The sequence below is a fragment of the Williamsia limnetica genome (assembly GCF_003217475.1).
In the GTDB taxonomy this organism is placed as follows: domain Bacteria; phylum Actinomycetota; class Actinomycetes; order Mycobacteriales; family Mycobacteriaceae; genus Williamsia; species Williamsia limnetica.
The window spans coordinates 192,049-207,706 of record NZ_QJSP01000005.1; the positions used below are offsets into that span (position 1 = coordinate 192,049).

Consider the following 15,658-nt stretch of genomic DNA (forward strand, 5'->3'; position numbering starts at 1 on the left):
CGAGCTGAGACCTCTTCAGTGCGAGGCTGTAGCTTCCGTCGGATACTGTTACGCCAGTGACTCATGTTGCTCGTGTGACGCGTGTGAATAGAACTCTCGTGGCTGCCGCTGCCGCCATCGGGATGTCGACCGGTGCCGTGGCACTGATCCCGACGGTGATGAACCCGGCCTCATCCGCCGTGGTGCCGACGGTCTCGGATGCCGACGTCGCCGGCATGTTCAACGCCGCCCAAGACGAGTTCGCCCGAGGCAATGCGACCGCCGGCCTGAGCAAACTGCGCACGTTGCTCGCTGCCAACCCTCTCGACACGGACGCCCTCGCCCTGCAGGCTTTCTGGTCTGACTATTGCGACGACAGCCGGGCCACGCAATCTGCGCTCACGTCACTCGACAACCTCGATCGGGCGCTCGCCGATCGGGTCAGGAACTCGATCGCCGCCATCGACAAGGGGGTAGGGATCGGGCCCAACCCGGTGCCGCGGTACTACCCGCAGACCACGGGGATCGTGGTCCTCGGTGCAGGCCTGCGGCCCGACGGGTCGCCGACCGATGAGACGGCCAGCAGGCTCTTCGCGGCCTGGACGCAGGCGATCATGGCGTACGAGTCCCCGATCATCGTCTCGGCGGGCGGCGCACACCACGGCCGGACCGAAGCAGACATCATGCGCAGCTGGCTGGTTGCCCACGCAATCCCCGCCACCCGGATACACCTCGAGACGCGCCCGCAGACCTTGCCGCAGCACGCCTTGCTGACCGCGGAGGCGGTACGCGGATTACGCCTGCGCGAGGTCGTCCTGGTCACCTCGCCCGACGAGATACGGCGTGCGGCGAGCGACTTCTTGATCGCTGGGGTGCCGGTCGTCGGTGCGACCACATCGACCAGGAACCTGGCGACCAACGCGGCTGCGCCGTCCAAGGTGAACCAGAAGTGGATCTATCAGGACGCCACCCAGGTCACAGGGATCCCCGCCGGACGCGGTACGTCGATCGCGCCGCGGGCCTTCATCACGCCGGCAGCCTGATCGGCGACCTTCAGGCTGCGGGCACCGACCGGAAGTGGCTGATGATGCGGCCCTCCGCGTACACATGAAATGCCAGCCCCGGGGGCTGGGTTTCGTTGATCACGTCGGAACCCTCGAACGGCAGATTGAGCGTTGACGACACCCCGGGGGCCAGACACAACGGCCGCCCCGCGAACGCGGTGACCGCACCGGTATGGGCATGTCCGCACAGGAACGCGACGATGTTGGGGTGCTTGTCGACCAGAGCGATGAGCCGTTCCTCACCCGTCTGACGGATGGTGTCCATGAACGGCATCTGCAGCGTGACCGGAGGATGGTGGAACGCCACGAAGACGGGGACGTGCGGGCCCGCGCCGGCGATCTGCGCATCCATCCAGGTGAGTGTCTCGTCGTCGAGGCGCCCCTCGTTCTGGCCGGGAATCGAACTGTCACACATCAGGAACAGGGCGCCCGCGATCATCTGCGAGTGGTTGAGCGGTCCCCGGTCGGGGCTCCCGCGAAGCAACGCGTGCCCGAATTCACCGCGGACGTCGTGGTTGCCGGGCAACACCAGCATCGGCAACGGGGTGATCAGGGTGGCCGCGGCTTCCTCGTACTGGCTCTGCCGACCGTCGTCGGCGATGTCGCCGGTGACCACCAGGGCATCGATACCGGCGGCCCGGCGATTGATGTAGTCCAAGACCGAGGTGACCCGATCACGTCCGCCGGCTGTGCCGTTGAAATGCAGATCGCTGATGTGCGCGACGACGAGCACGTGCTCTCCTTCAAGTCTCATTGGTCCAGCCCGGCGATGCCGTATCTGCTACCTGGCTACGACCGTAACGTTTGGTTCCGCGCAGGTCACAATCTCTGGGCGTCACTCACAGGTCGCCGGGCAACTTGTCCCGGCGGATTCCCCGCCACGACGGGTGACGCAGATGACCTGCAGAGGTCCAGTCCATGAATCTCACATCGGCGACCAACTTCGGCAGGACCCAGACGGCGTCCGAGGCGACCTTGCGATCGAGGGTGTCGAGGAAGGGGGAGGTCTTGCGACGCAGCGGCTCCAACTCGGCCATCAGGGCGTCGAGTTGGCTGTCGCTGAAACCTGTCCCGACGCGGCCCACATAGCGCAGGCCGGTCTCTTCCGGCAGCCCCAGCAGCAGCGACCCGATGCGACTGCCGCGACCCCCTTTGCCCGGCCGCCAGCCACCGATGACCACCTCGATGTCGGTCCAGTTCTTTTGTTTGAGCCACGTCTTCGACCGCCTGCCCTGCTGGTAGGTCGAGTCGCGCCGCTTGGCGACCACGCCTTCCCAACCACGGTCTCGGCTCGTCGCGATGGCGGCCGACCCCGGGCCGTCGAGCAGTGGGGGAAGTTGGACGAGATCGGTGCGGAAGGCTTTGCCGATCTCCTCCAGCAGCCCGCGCCGGTCCTCCCACGTGAGTTTCAGCAGCGACGACCCGTTGAGATACAGGATGTCGAAGAGCATGAACTTCACGTCGACGTCACCGATCTCGCTGCGGCCGGCAAGGCGGGTGAAATTGGTTCGACCCTGTTCGTCGAAGGCCACGACCTCCCCATCGAGTACCACATCGAGCAGTCCGAGGTCGTCGGCGATGGTGCGCAGGGCCGGGAAGTCCTTGGTCATGTCGATGCCGGACCGGGACGTGAGCCGCAGCTTGCCGTCGATGTAGCGCAGCAGGATCCGGTACCCGTCCCACTTGCCCTCGAAGGCCCACTTGTCGCCGGTCAGTTTCTCGATGGATTCGTCGGTGGCCAGCATCGGTCGTGGATCGCGCAGGCTGTCGGGCACGATCGGGCGCGGTTCGTCAGACATCAGGTGCGCCAGCCAGTTCTTGTCGCCGGTTTTGATCAGGGCGTACCTGCCCTGGATCCGCTCCCCGTGCAAACGCACGATGATCTCTTTGTCGCGCCACTTCTCGGTCTCGTAGGTGCCCCGGTCCCAGATTTCGACGTGGCCACCGCCGTACTCGCCTGCGGGGATGTCGCCCTCGAAATTCCCGTAGTCGATCGGATGGTCTTCGGTCTGGACGGCGAGTCGGTTCTTGTCCCCTTCCAGCGGCAGGTTCTTGGGGATGGCCCAGGACACCAGGACGCCGTCGCGTTCGAGCCGGAAGTCGTAGTGCAGCCGGCGGGCATGGTGTTCCTGGATCACGAACATCGGGCCCTCGGCGCGGTCGTCGTCGGTTCTCGAGTCACCGAACGGCTCGGGGGTCTTGTTCTCGTCTCGCTTGCGCCGGTACTCGCCGAGATCCACGACGTCGGTGCCGGCTGCCGTGCTGCGGGGAATCGGCGCCGAACCGCTGGGCGAGACATCCTCCAGACCCGTGAGCAGATCACCGAACTCGTCCAGTCTGGCCGTCATCTCGTCGAACATGATGTGCCGGATCTTCTTGTCATTCAGCTCGTCCCACGCTCGAGGCGCCGCTACGCAGGGTTCGTCCCGGCCCCGCATCGAATACGGGGCGAGCGTGGTCTTGGACGCACTGTTCTGGCTCCAGTCGACGAACACCCGACCGCCCCGGACCGACTTCGTCATCTGCGCGGTCACCAGCTCAGGGCTTTCCGACTGCAACTGGGTGGCGATCTGTTTGGCGACCTTGCGCGCCGAGTCGGCGGAGATCGGGGCGTCGAGCCGGAAGTAGATGTGGATGCCCTTGGAACCGCTCGTCACCGGAAAACTACGTAACCCGATGCCGTCGAGCATCTCCCTGATGCGTAACGCCACCTGCGCGCACTGGTACAGGGTGACGTCGGGCCCGGGGTCGAGGTCGAGGACGACGCGGTCGGTCATTCGGTCCTGTTTGTACGACACGCCCCCGTCGCCTGATCCGAGCGTCCATTGCGGCACATGCAGTTCGAGCGCGGCCTGTTGCGCCAGCCAGACGAGCTCGGCCCGCGACGTCAGCACCGGGTAGACGACGCTGCGGTCGCTGTGTTCGAGTTGCACCCGACCCACCCATTCGGGTGCGTGAGCAGGCAGGTTCTTTTCGAAGAACGGGGTGCTCTGCACGCCGTCGGGCCAGCGTTTGCGGGTCACCGGCCGGTCACGGATGTGCGGCAACATCACGTCGGAGATCTCGCTGTAGTACTCGATGACCTGCGCCTTGATGGTCCCCGTCCGAGGGTAAATCACCTTGTCGAGGTGGGTCACCGCGATGGTGTGCCCGTCGACGTCGAGGCTGTTGCGGCTGGGCATGACACGACTTTTCCCGCGCCAGGGGGCTGCGTCAAATGGCCGATACCTGCACAATGACGATATGCGTTCGATTTGGAAGGGCGATCTCAGCTTTGGCCTGGTCAATGTGCCGGTCAAGGTGTACTCGGCGACCGAGAGTCATGACCGGAAGTCGCATCAGGTCGACTCGAAGGACGGTACGCGGATCCGGTACCGCAAGGTTCGCGAAGGGACGGATGACGAGGTCGAGTTCTCGTCCATCGCCAACGCCTACGAGAGCGAGACCGGCGAGACCGTCGTCCTGACCAAGGACGACCTCTCGGAGTTGCCCGTGCAACGCAGTCCCGAGATCTCGATCACCGACTTCGTGCCGGTCGAGCAGGTCGATCCCATCTACTTCGACAAGCCGTACTACCTCGAGCCCGCGAGTAAATCTCCCAAGGCGTACGCACTGATGCGGGAGGCGCTGCAGGAAACCGATCGGCTGGCGATCGCCACGTTCACACTGCGCAATCGGACCCGGCTGGCTGCGCTACGGGTCGTGGGCAACGTCCTGACCTTGCAGACGCTGCTGTGGCCTGACGAGGTGCGGGAGGCATCGTTCCCTTCGCTCGACGAGTCCCCGGATCTGAAGCCGCAAGAGCTGAAGATGGCGGCCTCGCTCATCGAGTCGATGTCGGGCGATTTCGATCCCGAGCAGTACGAGGACACCTATCAGCTGGAATTGAGCAAACTCATCGAGGCGAAGGCCGAGGGCACCGAAGCGTTCACCGCACCCGAGAAGTCCGACGACGATGACGACGACTCGGAGGTCGCGGACCTGCTGGCAGCGTTGCGCGCGTCGGTGAAGGACAGGGGCGGCTCGGCCTCCGCGGACTCCGACGACGACTCGGACGAGGACGCACCGAAGAAGGCGCCGGCGAAAAAGGCGACGGCGAAGAAGGCCCCTGCCAAGAAGGCGGCAGCCAAGAAAGCACCCGCGAAGAAGGCACCTGCCAAACGCAAAGCAGGCTGAGCGCAACGGTCTCGCGGCCGCGCGTCGGCGTCCTCTGGCAATCTGGACGCATCACACGCAAAGCAGCAGGACCCGATCTCGGTGACGCCGTGGCGCCGCCCGTAACCGCCCGTGCTCGCCGACGGGTCACCGCCATCGAGATCGCCGAGGCCGCGGCCCTGGCCGATGTCGCCGCCGCGATCTGCGTCCTGAGCCGATTCCTGCCGATCGGGGGAGCGGCGTCGCTGGTCGCGTCGGTGCCATACGCGATTCTCGCGGGCAGGCGCAGGCTCCGCGTCAGCATCCTGGCTGCCTTCACGGGCTGGGTCGTCGCATTTCTCTTCGGCGGGGTGACCGCGGCAAATCTCGTCGGCAGCGCCGCCATCTTCGGCACCCTGGTCGGGATCGCCTTCCGCCGCAGCTGGAAGGCGCCGAGAGTCACCGTCTCGGCCTTCTTGTTCCTCGCGGTTCCGTCCGCGGCCATCGCAACGGGATTCATCGCGCTCCTGTCCGACTACCGCGAATTCATGATCACCCAGATCCGCAACGGCTGGCAGGGCACCGAGCGGGTGATGAACAACGCGGGCCTCGAAGCATTCACCGAGGTCGTCGATCCGGCGGTCACCTGGTGCCTTCGGTACTGGTGGATCGCCATCCCGGCAGCCGGTGTCATCGGGGTGACCTTGTCGGCGCTGGCCGTCTACGTGGTGCTCAAGGGCCCGGTGCCCGGGATGATCGCACGGCTGGGAGCGCCTCACGTCGACGAGAAGATCGATGAACACGGACCGGTGGCGCCGCTCCCGCTGCACTTGCGCGGGGTCGGCGTGCAGTACCCGGGGGCGCCGGTACCGGCGATCCACGATGTGACGATGAGTCTCGGAGCCGGCGAGGTCGTGGCGGTGACCGGACCCAACGGGGTCGGGAAATCCACTCTCGCGCGGGTGGTCGCGGGCCGCGCCCCCACGGCAGGCACCGTCGAGCGGCCCGGAGCCGTGGGTCTGGGTGAGCGCGGCGGTACCGCCGTGATCAGCCAGCGGCCGGAGACGCAGGTACTCGGGATGGTCGTCGCCGACGACCTGGCGTGGGGCAATCCCCAGCTGACCGAGGATCAGATGAATGTTCTCCTCGACCGGGTCGGCTTGTCGGGGATGCTGTCGCGAGAGACGACCACGTTGTCCGGTGGTCAGCTGCAGCGTCTCGCGATCGCCGCCGCACTGTCGCGGGAGCCGGCCGTGCTCATCAGCGACGAGTCGACAGCGATGGTCGACCAGGAGGGTCGCCGCGCGGTCATCGGGGTGTTTCGCGAGCTCGCGGACAGCGGCGACACCGCGGTCCTGCAGATCACCCACGATGTGGGCGAAGCGGCTCTCGCCGATCGCGAGGTCGTGCTCGACTCGAGCCACCGCGACGCCGGGGCCGAGTTGCTCAGTCCCAGCAGGGGCATCGGGCACATCCCGGGCGCGCACGTCGGCCTCTACGACGTCGGCTATGCCCACGACGCCGGCACCCCGTGGCACAACCAGATCTTCAGTGGTCTCAACCTGCAGATCACCGCCGGTTCGGCGGTGCTGATCACCGGACCCAACGGTGCCGGGAAGTCGACGCTCGCACGGGTTCTCACCGGACTCCAACCACCGACCAGCGGGTCGGTGCTGGTGGACGGGGCGCCGGTACGCAACGGTCGCAAGCACGCGCTGCTCGGGTTCCAGTACTCCCGTCTGCAACTGGTCCGGTCGAAGGTGCGCTCCGACATCCGCGACGCTGCGGGCGTCGACGACACCGCCGTGAACGTCGCCCTGATCGAACTCGGTCTCAATCCCGCCGTACTCGGCGACGCCCTTGTCGACCAACTGTCGGTGGGGCAGCAACGCCGGGTGGCGCTGGCCGGTCTGTTGGCCTGCCGGCCGCGGCTGCTGGTGCTCGACGAGCCGCTGGCCGGTCTGGACACACCGGCTCGGGCGGCGATGGTGCGAGCCCTGTCCCGGGTCAAGGCTTCCGGCACCACGCTCATCGTGATCTCGCATGACGTCGGGGAGCTCGCCGGACTCGTGGACCGGACCATCGTCGTGGACAAGGGGACCATCGACGGGCAGCCGGTGGCTGCGGCCCCGGACCCGTCGACGCTGAAATCGACCGCGAACTTGGCGAGCGTCGTGCGGACCCTTCCGAACGCATCGCCGGCCCGTGGATGGTGGGTCGGCACCAAGCTGTTGATGCTGGCCTCGATCGCGGTGATGTTCGCGCTCGAGCCGACCTGGCTCAGTGTCGCCGTGGGGGTGGGGATCGCGACCGGCTGGACCCTGCTGGGCAAGGTGCCGCGCGCCGCCGTCCCGAGGCTCCCTCTGTGGCTGATCTGGATCACCCTGTTCGGCGGTCTGATCACCGCGCTCGGCGGGGCCGATCCGTACGTCACCGTGGCGGGGGTCGAATTGGGGCTGGGCGGTGCCTCCTACTGGGGCATCCTGATATCGATGACCGTGCTGTCTCTGTACTGTGCGTTGCTGTTCTGTTGGACCACACCCATGGTCGAGATTCCTTCATTCGCACAACGACTGGTGGACTGGTCGGCGCGGGTGGGGATCCCGGCCCAGTCGGCCGCAGTATCGGTCGCGCTCGCGCTGCGACTGTGCCCCTTCCTGATCAGCGACTTCCGCACGTTGCTGCACACCATCGCCCAGCGCAAACCGGAGCACAAGCAGAGTGTCAACGAACGCATCAACGGCTGGGCCGCCTGTCTGCCGGTCGTCTGTTCGCTGGCGGTGCAGAACGGTCGTGAGCTCGCTGCGGCCATCGAGGCCAGGGGTGGAATCGGATCGGTGGCACGCATCGACCGGAGTCCGAGATTTATCGACCTCATCGTGCTTATCGTGGTGCTCGGGTCGGTCGGCGCGGTGATCACCCTGGGCTGACAGTGGTCCGGTGTGGCCGTGCCCCGACCGATGCCGACCACCTGGGAGCTCTCGTATGACCGCATCATCAGCGCACGATCGTTCAGCGCACGACCATGTCGGGGCGGACGTTCCCGAACCGGACGCCCTCGTCACCGATGTCCTGATCATCGGGGCAGGCATCTCCGGTATCGGTGCCGCCTACCGGATCAAACAGCGGAACCCAGGCCTGAGCTACACCATTCTCGAGCGACGCAGCCGGATCGGTGGCACCTGGGATCTGTTCCGCTATCCGGGCATCCGGTCGGACAGCGACATCTTCACGCTGAGCTATCCCTTCGAGCCGTGGACGCGGCCCGAATCGATCGCCGACGGGGGCGACATCAGGGACTACCTGACAGAGACCGCACGCAAACACGAGATCGATCGCCACATCACCTTCGACACCCGGGTTCTCTCCGCCGACTGGGATTCGAGCACGGACACCTGGACGGTGCGGGCGGAACAAGATGGTGTCCCGCTCACCTACAGTTGCCGATTCCTGTTCTTCGGCACCGGCTACTACAACTACGACGACGGCTACACCCCTGACATCGCCGGGATGGATCAGTTCGAAGGTCGTATCGTCCACCCCCAGTTCTGGCCGGAGGATCTCGAATACGCCGGTAAACAAGTGGTGGTCATCGGCAGCGGCGCGACTGCGATCACCTTGATCCCGTCACTGGCCGCAGCTGCCGCCCGGGTGACCATGTTGCAGCGATCGCCGGCGTACATCGGCTCGATCAGGAGGCAGACACCTACGGTCGCATTCATTCGGAAGATACTGCCCCGCAAGGTGTCTCATGCCATCATCCGGTGGCGGAACATCGCCGTCATCGTGCTCTCCTACGCGGCCGCCCGCAAGCTGCCGGGTGCGATCAAAAAGTACCTACGGAAGGTCGCGGTCACCAACCTGCCGGCCGGGTATGACGTGGACACCCACTTCAAGCCCACTTACCAGCCCTGGGATCAACGGGTGTGCGCCGTTCCTGACGCGGATATCTACAAGGCGATCACCCAGGGGAGTGCGGCGGTGGTCACCGACCGGATCTCCGGGTTCGACGAGTCCGGCATCTTGCTCGAGTCGGGCGGCCGGCTCGATGCCGACATCGTCGTCACCGCCACCGGGTTGCAACTGCAGTCCCTCGGCGGGGTGTCGGTGAGCGTCGACGGCGCCGACGTGAAACCCAGCGATCGATTTGTTTACAAGGCACATCTTCTCGAGGACGTACCCAATCTCGCCTGGTGCGTCGGTTACACCAACGCCTCCTGGACGATGCGTTCGGACATGACCGCGCAGGCGGTCGCAAAGCTGTTGGCGTACATGGGCGAAAAGGGCTACACGCACTGCTATCCGCATCTCGGTGACCAGGTCATGGCGCAGAAGCCGGCTTTTGACCTGCAGGCCGGTTATGTGCAGCGCAACCCGCACGCGCTGCCGAAATCAGGGACCAAGCGGCCGTGGAACGTCCGCCACAACTTCGTGCTCGACTACCTCGATCACCGCTTCGACCGGATCGAGGAGTCGATGGTGTTCGGCACCGCCGGAAGTCCTGATGAGTTCGGCGCAGTGGCGAAAAGCGGTGCTGCCCAGCTATAGGCTCGCCACATGAAGTTCTACGTACTGTGTGGACTGTTGGGCGTGGCCGGTGTCCTCACGTTCGCTGCCGCGGTCAACGAAGACACCACCTGGTGGTTCGCGGTCGCGATGGTGGTGATCGTGTCGGTTGTCGCGATCCATGATGTCGTGCAGAAGAAGCATGCGATCCTCCGCAACTATCCGGTGCTGGGACATATGCGGTTCCTGCTGGAATCCATTCGGCCGGAGCTGCAGCAGTACTTCATCGAGCGCAATTACGATGGCAGACCGTACGATCGCAACGTCCGCTCGCTGATCTACCAGCGGTCCAAAGGATTACATGCCGAGCAGGCCTTCGGCACTGAGCGGGAGATCACCGAACCCGGGTACGACTACCTGCTGCATTCGATGGCGCCGGTCAAGATCGGGGCCGCGGTTCCGACCGTCCGGATCGGAGGTCCGCAGTGCAGTGCGCCGTTCGATGCGTCGTTGTTCAACATTTCGTCCATGAGCTTCGGTGCTCTGTCGGCCAACGCGGTGCGCGCCATGAACAAGGGTGCGGCACTCGGTGGATTCCTGCACGAGACCGGCGAAGGCGGAATCACCGCACATCACCTCGAATACGGTGCGCCGCTGGTCTGGGAGATCGGGTCAGGGTATTTCGGCTGCCGTGACCGGGACGGGCACTTCGACCCGGAGCTGTTCGCGCAGAAGGCATCTCATCCGAATGTGAAGATGATCCTGATCAAGCTCAGCCAGGGTGCGAAACCCGGGCTCGGTGGAGTTTTGCCCGGTGCCAAGGTGACCGCCGCGATCGCCGAGGCGCGGGGTGTGCCGCCCGGTGTCACGGTGATCAGCCCGCCGGCCCACAGTGCGTTCTCCAGCCCGATCGAGCTGATGCACTTCGTCGGAACGTTGCGGCGACTGAGCGGAGGTAAGCCGGTCGGCTTCAAACTCTGTGTCGGGACCCGCACCGACCTACTCGCCCTGTGCAAGGCGATGTTGCAGACCGGTGTCTTGCCGGACTTCATCACGGTCGACGGGGCAGAAGGAGGCACGGGCGCAGCGCCTCCCGAGTTCTCCGATCATGTCGGTACACCCTTGAAACTGGGTCTGATGATGATGCACAACGCGCTGGTGGGGTCGGGCCTGCGCGGCGCCATCAAGATCGGCGCGGCGGGAAAGGTCGCCAGCGGTACCGACATCGTCAAGACTCTGGCGCTGGGCGCCGACTTCACCAATGCTGCGCGCGCCATGATGATGGCGGTCGGCTGCATCCAGGCGCAGAGCTGTCACACCAACCGCTGCCCGGTCGGAGTTGCCACGCAGGACCCGCGACGCGCGCGAGCCCTGAATGTGCAGGACAAGGGTGACCGGGTCCTCAATTACCAACAGGGCACGGTCGAGTCCGCCATGCAGGTACTGGCCGCCATGGGGCTGAGCAGCTTTGAGGATCTGGGTCCTGCGCTGGTCATGCGCAGGGTCGGACATTCGTCGGCCGAGTCGTTCGAGGACCTCTTCGAATGGCTCGATGAGGGTGAACTGGTTCGCGGATCGCAGCGCCGGGAGTGGAATCGGGACTGGGAACGAGCGGATCCGACGACGTTCGCGGTACCGAAAGTGCGCACCGCCTAGCTCATCCGACCCCCTGGTCACACCCGTTACTCACATCCGGCTTCGCTTGTGATGTCGATCTCGGGATCGTTTGCTGGGCCGTCCAGCGGGTACGCCTTTCTCGAACGCTCCATATCGACCCCATCCCAACCGAAGGAGACTGATATGAGCATGTCCACGAGCACTTTGCGCAACCAGTTGCGCACCCTGTTGACCCTGACCAACACCGAGGTCCAGGTGGCCGAGACCCGCATCGCCCAGGCCCGCACGGAGGCTGTTCGTAAGGAACTGTCCGAGAACGCGGCCAACGGTCGTATCCGCGCGGTGGCCATCGAGAAGGCCATCCGTGACCTGGGTGGGCTGCCCGATGCCCTGCGCCCCGTCCTCGGCCGGCTCGCCGCCACCGTGAAGGCGCTCGCCGAGCAGGCACAGCCCCTCGATGAGGCGCTGCTGGGTGACCTCGCACTCGAGCACCAGTTGCTCGACCGGTCGATCTACGTGAAGGCGCTGGCCACCGCGGAGAACGAGCCCGGCGTCGTTGCGTTGGCAGAACGATTGATCACCGCCCATCAGGCGACCGTCGACTGGCTGACCATCGTCCTCGCGGAAGAGGCGATCGGTGGACCCGTCGCTCTGCGACGCGGACCGTTGCAGGCTGCGAGCGGCGCGGCATTGCGTGTCGCCGGCATCCCCGCGACCCTCACCGCACGTGGCGTCGATCGCGCGGTCGACGTCCTGCGTAACGCCCCGGCGCGACTCGGCGGGTTCGTCGACAAGACCGAGGAGGCGGGCGAGGCAGTCGCGGCACTGGCGACCGACGCCCGCGACAAGGCCGTCAAGCGTGTGAGCGACGCCGGTGACGCGGTGGTCGAGCGCGCATCGGATGCGGGCAAGACGGCGAGCAAGACCGCCAAGGCCACTCGCGACGCAGCACTGGATGCCGCCGAGGACACCGCTCGCGCACAGGGCGCGACCGGCGCCGCCGACGCGATCCACGCGGTTCGCGACGCGACCGGCATCCTCGACCCCGAAGATCTGCCGATCGACGACTACGACTCACTCAACGTGAACTCGGTTGTCGCAGCGGTGAAGAAGCTGGATGAGCCCTCCGAGATCCGCACCGTGATCGCGTACGAAGAGGCTCACAAGGCGCGTGCCGGCGTCATCTCGGCAGCCCAGACCCGCCTTGCCGCGATCGCAGAAGAAATCGTCGGCGTGAACTGATCTGATCGGTCGATCACGCTGGACCTACGCCCGCCGTCACCGCAATCCGGTGGCGGCGGGCTTGCTTGTGCCACCCGGTTGTGGTGGCTTCTGGCGAGCGTTTCCGCAGGTGGGTGTCGCCAGAAGGCACCAAGATCGGGGAAATGAGTGGCCCCGGGAGGAGCCCGTGGGGCACAGTTGATCGGTGACCGCACCCTCCGCACTGCCCCGGGCGCTGAAGCCGTTTCGGCATCAGCAGTACCGGTTGCTGTGCATGGGACTGGTGCTCGCGATGTTCGCGGACGGTATCTGGACCGTCGGCGTCGTCTGGCAGGTCATCGGGATGGGCGGTGGGCCCGGTCAGCTCTCACTCGTGACGGCCGTGGCGGCGATCGGCATGGTCGCCTCGACACTCCTCGGCGGCGTGCTCGCGGACCGGATGTCGCAGCGCACGATCCTGATCGCATTGGAGGCCGCCAAGCTGGTTGCGATCGGCGGGGTCGGGTTGCTCGCGCTGACGGATTCGATCGCGTTGTGGCACCTCGTCCTGGTGTCGTTGGTGGGTGGCATCACCACCGGTATCTACTATCCGACGTATTCGGCGTTGCTACCGACGCTGGTACCTCGCGATGAATTGATGGCCGCCAACGGTATCGAAGGTACGTTGCGTCCCACGATCTTTCAGGCCGCCGGTCCAGCCGTCGCCGGGGGACTGATCGCGATGTCGTCGCCCGCGGTTGCGATCATCGGATCGGCCGTGGCGTCCGCACTCTCGGGGATCCTGTATCTGCTGATGCGGCCGACGCCGTCGCGCACCGAGTCCCGACCCAAGGCCGAACTCGTGCGCGGAACGATCAACGACATCGCCGAGGGATTCGTCTACATGTGGCGGACCCCGTGGCTGCTGGCCACCTTGCTGTTCGCGATGGTGCTGGTCTTGTTGGTGATGGGGCCGTTGGAGGTACTCATCCCGTTCGCCCTCAAGGACAGGGCAGGCGGCGACGCCGGATCGCACGCGATGGTGTTGGCCGCCTTCGGAATCGGGGGCGCGGCCGGCTCTCTCGTGCTGGCGTCCATGCAGATGCCCCGGCGGTACCTCACGGTCATGTTCGTGATCTGGGGCCTGTCGTCGTTGCCGCTGGTGGTCATGGGTCTGACCGACCAGGTGTGGGTGTTCGTCGTCGCGGGCTTCGTCTTGGGGTTCGCGTTCGACGGACCGATGGTCATCTGGGGAACATTGCTGCAGCGCCGAGTGCCGCTGCACATGCTCGGCCGGGTATCGAGCCTCGACTTCTTCGTGTCGGTGGCACTGATGCCGGTGTCGATGGCGATCGCGGCACCCATCAGTCAATGGATCGGATTGACAGCGACATTTGTCATCGCGGGAATCGTGCCCGTGCCCATTGCCGCGATCGCCTACTTCTGGGCGAAGTTGAGTGCCGACGAGATCGCCCACCCGCTCCGTGACGAGCCGATCATCGAGGTGATCGCCACGCCGGTGGTCCTAGTAAAGAACCTCACCGGCGGCAGTTTGGACCAGATCGGTCAGGTCGTTGATGATCGGTGACTCCAATTTCCAGTATTGCCAGAACAACTGGACGTCCACGTGCCGACTGCCGAGAGTCTTGACCGTGCCGGCGTCGAGCGCGGGCTGAATTTGCGACGCCGGCACCGCACCCCAGCCCACACCGAGTTCGACCGCGCGGTGATACTCGGCCGACGCAGGAACGTAGGTGGTCGGCGGATCGACGTGGCGCCGGGTCAAACGCCCGAGTAGATCGAACTGGATGGTGTCCTTGCGGTCGAAGGCGACCATCGGCGCCCGGCCGAGGTCAGAGGCCCGCAGTCCGTCGGGTAGCCACGTCTCGATGAACTCGACGCTCGCCACCGGTAGATAGCGCATGGCGCCGATCGGCAGCACGGAGCACCCTCGCACCGGTCGCGGATCGGAGGTGACCGCACCTACGGCCTGTCCGGCCCGAAGGAAGCCGGTGGAGTGGCTCTCGTCGTCTCGGAGGATCTCTACGGCGACGGGATGACGACGCTGGATCTCGGCGACCACCGGAAGCAGCCAGATCGACATCGAGTCGGCATTGGTCGCGATCGGCAGGTGCATCCGAGGAGTGTCCCGCGAATCCTCGTGGTGCGTCTCGGGTTTCCCCGTGAGATCGGCCGCGGCCTCGAGCCGGAGGAGATCCCACTGGGCCGCGAGTCTGAGCAGGACCTCGCCGTCGGGAGTGGCTCTGGCGGGCTTCGTGCGCTGCACCAGGACTCGTCCGACCGCCGCCTCCAGGGCCTTCATCCGTTGACTCACGGCCGACGGCGTCACATGCAGTGTTTCGGCTGCGGCGTCGAATGTCCCTTCGCGCACCACCGCGGCAAGTGTCTGTAAGCCCTCACTACTGATGTCCATCATGAATGATTCTAATGGTTCGTGAAAATCATTCGCTGGATTGACACCTGTTGTCGGTCATAGCGTGTGTCGGGTGACCTACTTCGTCCCCGCCCTCGCGGGTCTGCTCACCGGCGCCGGACTCATCATCGCCATCGGTGCCCAAAACGTCTTCGTGTTGCGGCAAGGCATCCGACGCGAACACGTCATGGCGGTGGTGGCCGTGTGCACCGCGTCCGACATCGTGTTGATACTCGGCGGTGTTGCCGGTCTCGGGGCGCTGGTGACGGCATTTCCCGAGGTGGTCGATATCGCCACGATCGCCGGTGGTGGGTATTTGCTGATCTTGGCGGCCATGGCGGCGCGAAGGGTGGTCCGACCCGTCTCCATGGACACGGCAGGTGGTGTGGTCGCTGTCAGTCGCTGGGCGGCGATCGGTACCGCTGTGGCCCTGACCTGGCTCAATCCGCACGTCTACCTCGACACCCTCATCACCCTCGGGGCGATTGCGAACAGTCACGGTCCGCAGGAGAAGTGGGTGTTCGCTGCCGGCGCCTGTGTGGCGTCGCTGCTGTGGTTCGCCGCGCTCGGGTTCGGATCGGCTCGGCTGGCCCCGTTGTTCGCAAAGCAGCGGGCCTGGCAGATGCTCGATGCGCTGGTCGCCGTTGTCATGGGTGCACTGGGTGCCGGCCTGATCCTCAGTGCCGTGTTCTGACGCGGACCTTGGTTCCCCGCATATTTCTGA

At 65.6% G+C, this 15,658-nt stretch carries 10 protein-coding genes and 3 pseudogenes; 10 read left to right on the plus strand and 3 right to left on the minus strand.

Going from position 1 to position 15,658, the window contains the following annotated elements:
* The first annotated feature begins 74 nt into the window (after positions 1–74).
* A complete protein-coding gene (locus DFR67_RS10205) occupies positions 75–1,022 on the plus strand; it encodes a YdcF family protein (RefSeq protein ID WP_146240416.1) in 948 nt (315 codons plus the stop codon).
* Positions 1,023–1,032: 10 nt separating this feature from the next.
* Here the strand turns inward: DFR67_RS10205 and DFR67_RS10210 are convergent, their stop codons facing one another.
* A complete protein-coding gene (locus tag DFR67_RS10210; RefSeq protein ID WP_110469414.1) occupies positions 1,033–1,776 on the minus strand; it encodes a metallophosphoesterase in 744 nt (247 codons plus the stop codon).
* Positions 1,777–1,882: 106 nt separating this feature from the next.
* Entirely contained in the window at positions 1,883–4,225 is a 2,343-nt protein-coding gene (locus tag DFR67_RS10215; RefSeq protein WP_110469415.1) for an ATP-dependent DNA ligase, read from the minus strand.
* Between the two features lie 61 nt (positions 4,226–4,286).
* Here DFR67_RS10215 and ku point away from each other — a divergent pair, with 61 nt between their 5' ends.
* From ku to DFR67_RS10245, 8 genes and pseudogenes are all read left to right on the plus strand, one after another.
* Positions 4,287–5,219 (plus strand): non-homologous end joining protein Ku, encoded by a 933-nt coding sequence (gene ku / locus DFR67_RS10220; protein WP_110469416.1) that lies wholly within the window; start codon positions 4,287–4,289, stop codon positions 5,217–5,219.
* An 89-nt stretch (positions 5,220–5,308) separates the two neighbouring features.
* Positions 5,309–6,445 (plus strand): annotated as a pseudogene (locus tag DFR67_RS31575) (DUF2232 domain-containing protein); the annotation flags it as partial.
* A 291-nt stretch (positions 6,446–6,736) separates the two neighbouring features.
* Positions 6,737–7,123 (plus strand): annotated as a pseudogene (locus tag DFR67_RS31580) (ATP-binding cassette domain-containing protein); the annotation flags it as partial.
* Positions 7,124–7,384: 261 nt separating this feature from the next.
* Positions 7,385–8,107, plus strand: a pseudogene (locus DFR67_RS31585) (energy-coupling factor transporter transmembrane component T family protein); the annotation flags it as partial.
* Between the two features lie 55 nt (positions 8,108–8,162).
* Complete coding sequence (locus tag DFR67_RS10230) at positions 8,163–9,725, plus strand: flavin-containing monooxygenase (protein ID WP_110469418.1); 1,563 nt, start codon at positions 8,163–8,165, stop codon at positions 9,723–9,725.
* Positions 9,726–9,734: 9 nt separating this feature from the next.
* On the plus strand, positions 9,735–11,339 hold the full coding sequence (locus tag DFR67_RS10235; protein WP_110469419.1) for an FMN-binding glutamate synthase family protein: 1,605 nt from the start codon (positions 9,735–9,737) through the stop codon (positions 11,337–11,339).
* A 144-nt stretch (positions 11,340–11,483) separates the two neighbouring features.
* Entirely contained in the window at positions 11,484–12,542 is a 1,059-nt protein-coding gene (locus tag DFR67_RS10240; RefSeq protein WP_211324992.1) for a DUF8129 domain-containing protein, read from the plus strand.
* Between the two features lie 184 nt (positions 12,543–12,726).
* Positions 12,727–14,088, plus strand: coding sequence for an MFS transporter (locus DFR67_RS10245; protein ID WP_110469420.1), 1,362 nt, complete (start codon positions 12,727–12,729; stop codon positions 14,086–14,088).
* Here the strand turns inward: DFR67_RS10245 and DFR67_RS10250 are convergent.
* Entirely contained in the window at positions 14,026–14,934 is a 909-nt protein-coding gene (locus tag DFR67_RS10250) for a LysR family transcriptional regulator ArgP (RefSeq protein ID WP_110469555.1), read from the minus strand. The two genes, DFR67_RS10245 and DFR67_RS10250, sit on opposite strands and share 63 nt — an antisense overlap.
* A gap of 73 nt (positions 14,935–15,007) precedes the next feature.
* Here DFR67_RS10250 and DFR67_RS10255 point away from each other — a divergent pair, with 73 nt between their 5' ends.
* On the plus strand, positions 15,008–15,628 hold the full coding sequence (locus DFR67_RS10255; protein WP_110469421.1) for a LysE/ArgO family amino acid transporter: 621 nt from the start codon (positions 15,008–15,010) through the stop codon (positions 15,626–15,628).
* The last annotated feature ends 30 nt before the right edge of the window (positions 15,629–15,658 follow it).

What these genes read in the sequence shown, in the direction of transcription:
- ku (WP_110469416.1), top strand. Translation starts at nt 4,287, where the DNA reads ATGCGTTCGATTTGGAAGGGCGATCTCAGCTTTGGCCTGGTCAATGTG.
- DFR67_RS10235 (WP_110469419.1), top strand. Translation starts at nt 9,735, where the DNA reads ATGAAGTTCTACGTACTGTGTGGACTGTTGGGCGTGGCCGGTGTCCTC.
- DFR67_RS10240 (WP_211324992.1), top strand. Translation starts at nt 11,484, where the DNA reads ATGAGCATGTCCACGAGCACTTTGCGCAACCAGTTGCGCACCCTGTTG.
- DFR67_RS10215 (WP_110469415.1), bottom strand. Translation starts at nt 4,225, where the DNA reads ATGCCCAGCCGCAACAGCCTCGACGTCGACGGGCACACCATCGCGGTG.
- DFR67_RS10230 (WP_110469418.1), top strand. Translation starts at nt 8,163, where the DNA reads ATGACCGCATCATCAGCGCACGATCGTTCAGCGCACGACCATGTCGGG.
- DFR67_RS10250 (WP_110469555.1), bottom strand. Translation starts at nt 14,934, where the DNA reads ATGGACATCAGTAGTGAGGGCTTACAGACACTTGCCGCGGTGGTGCGC.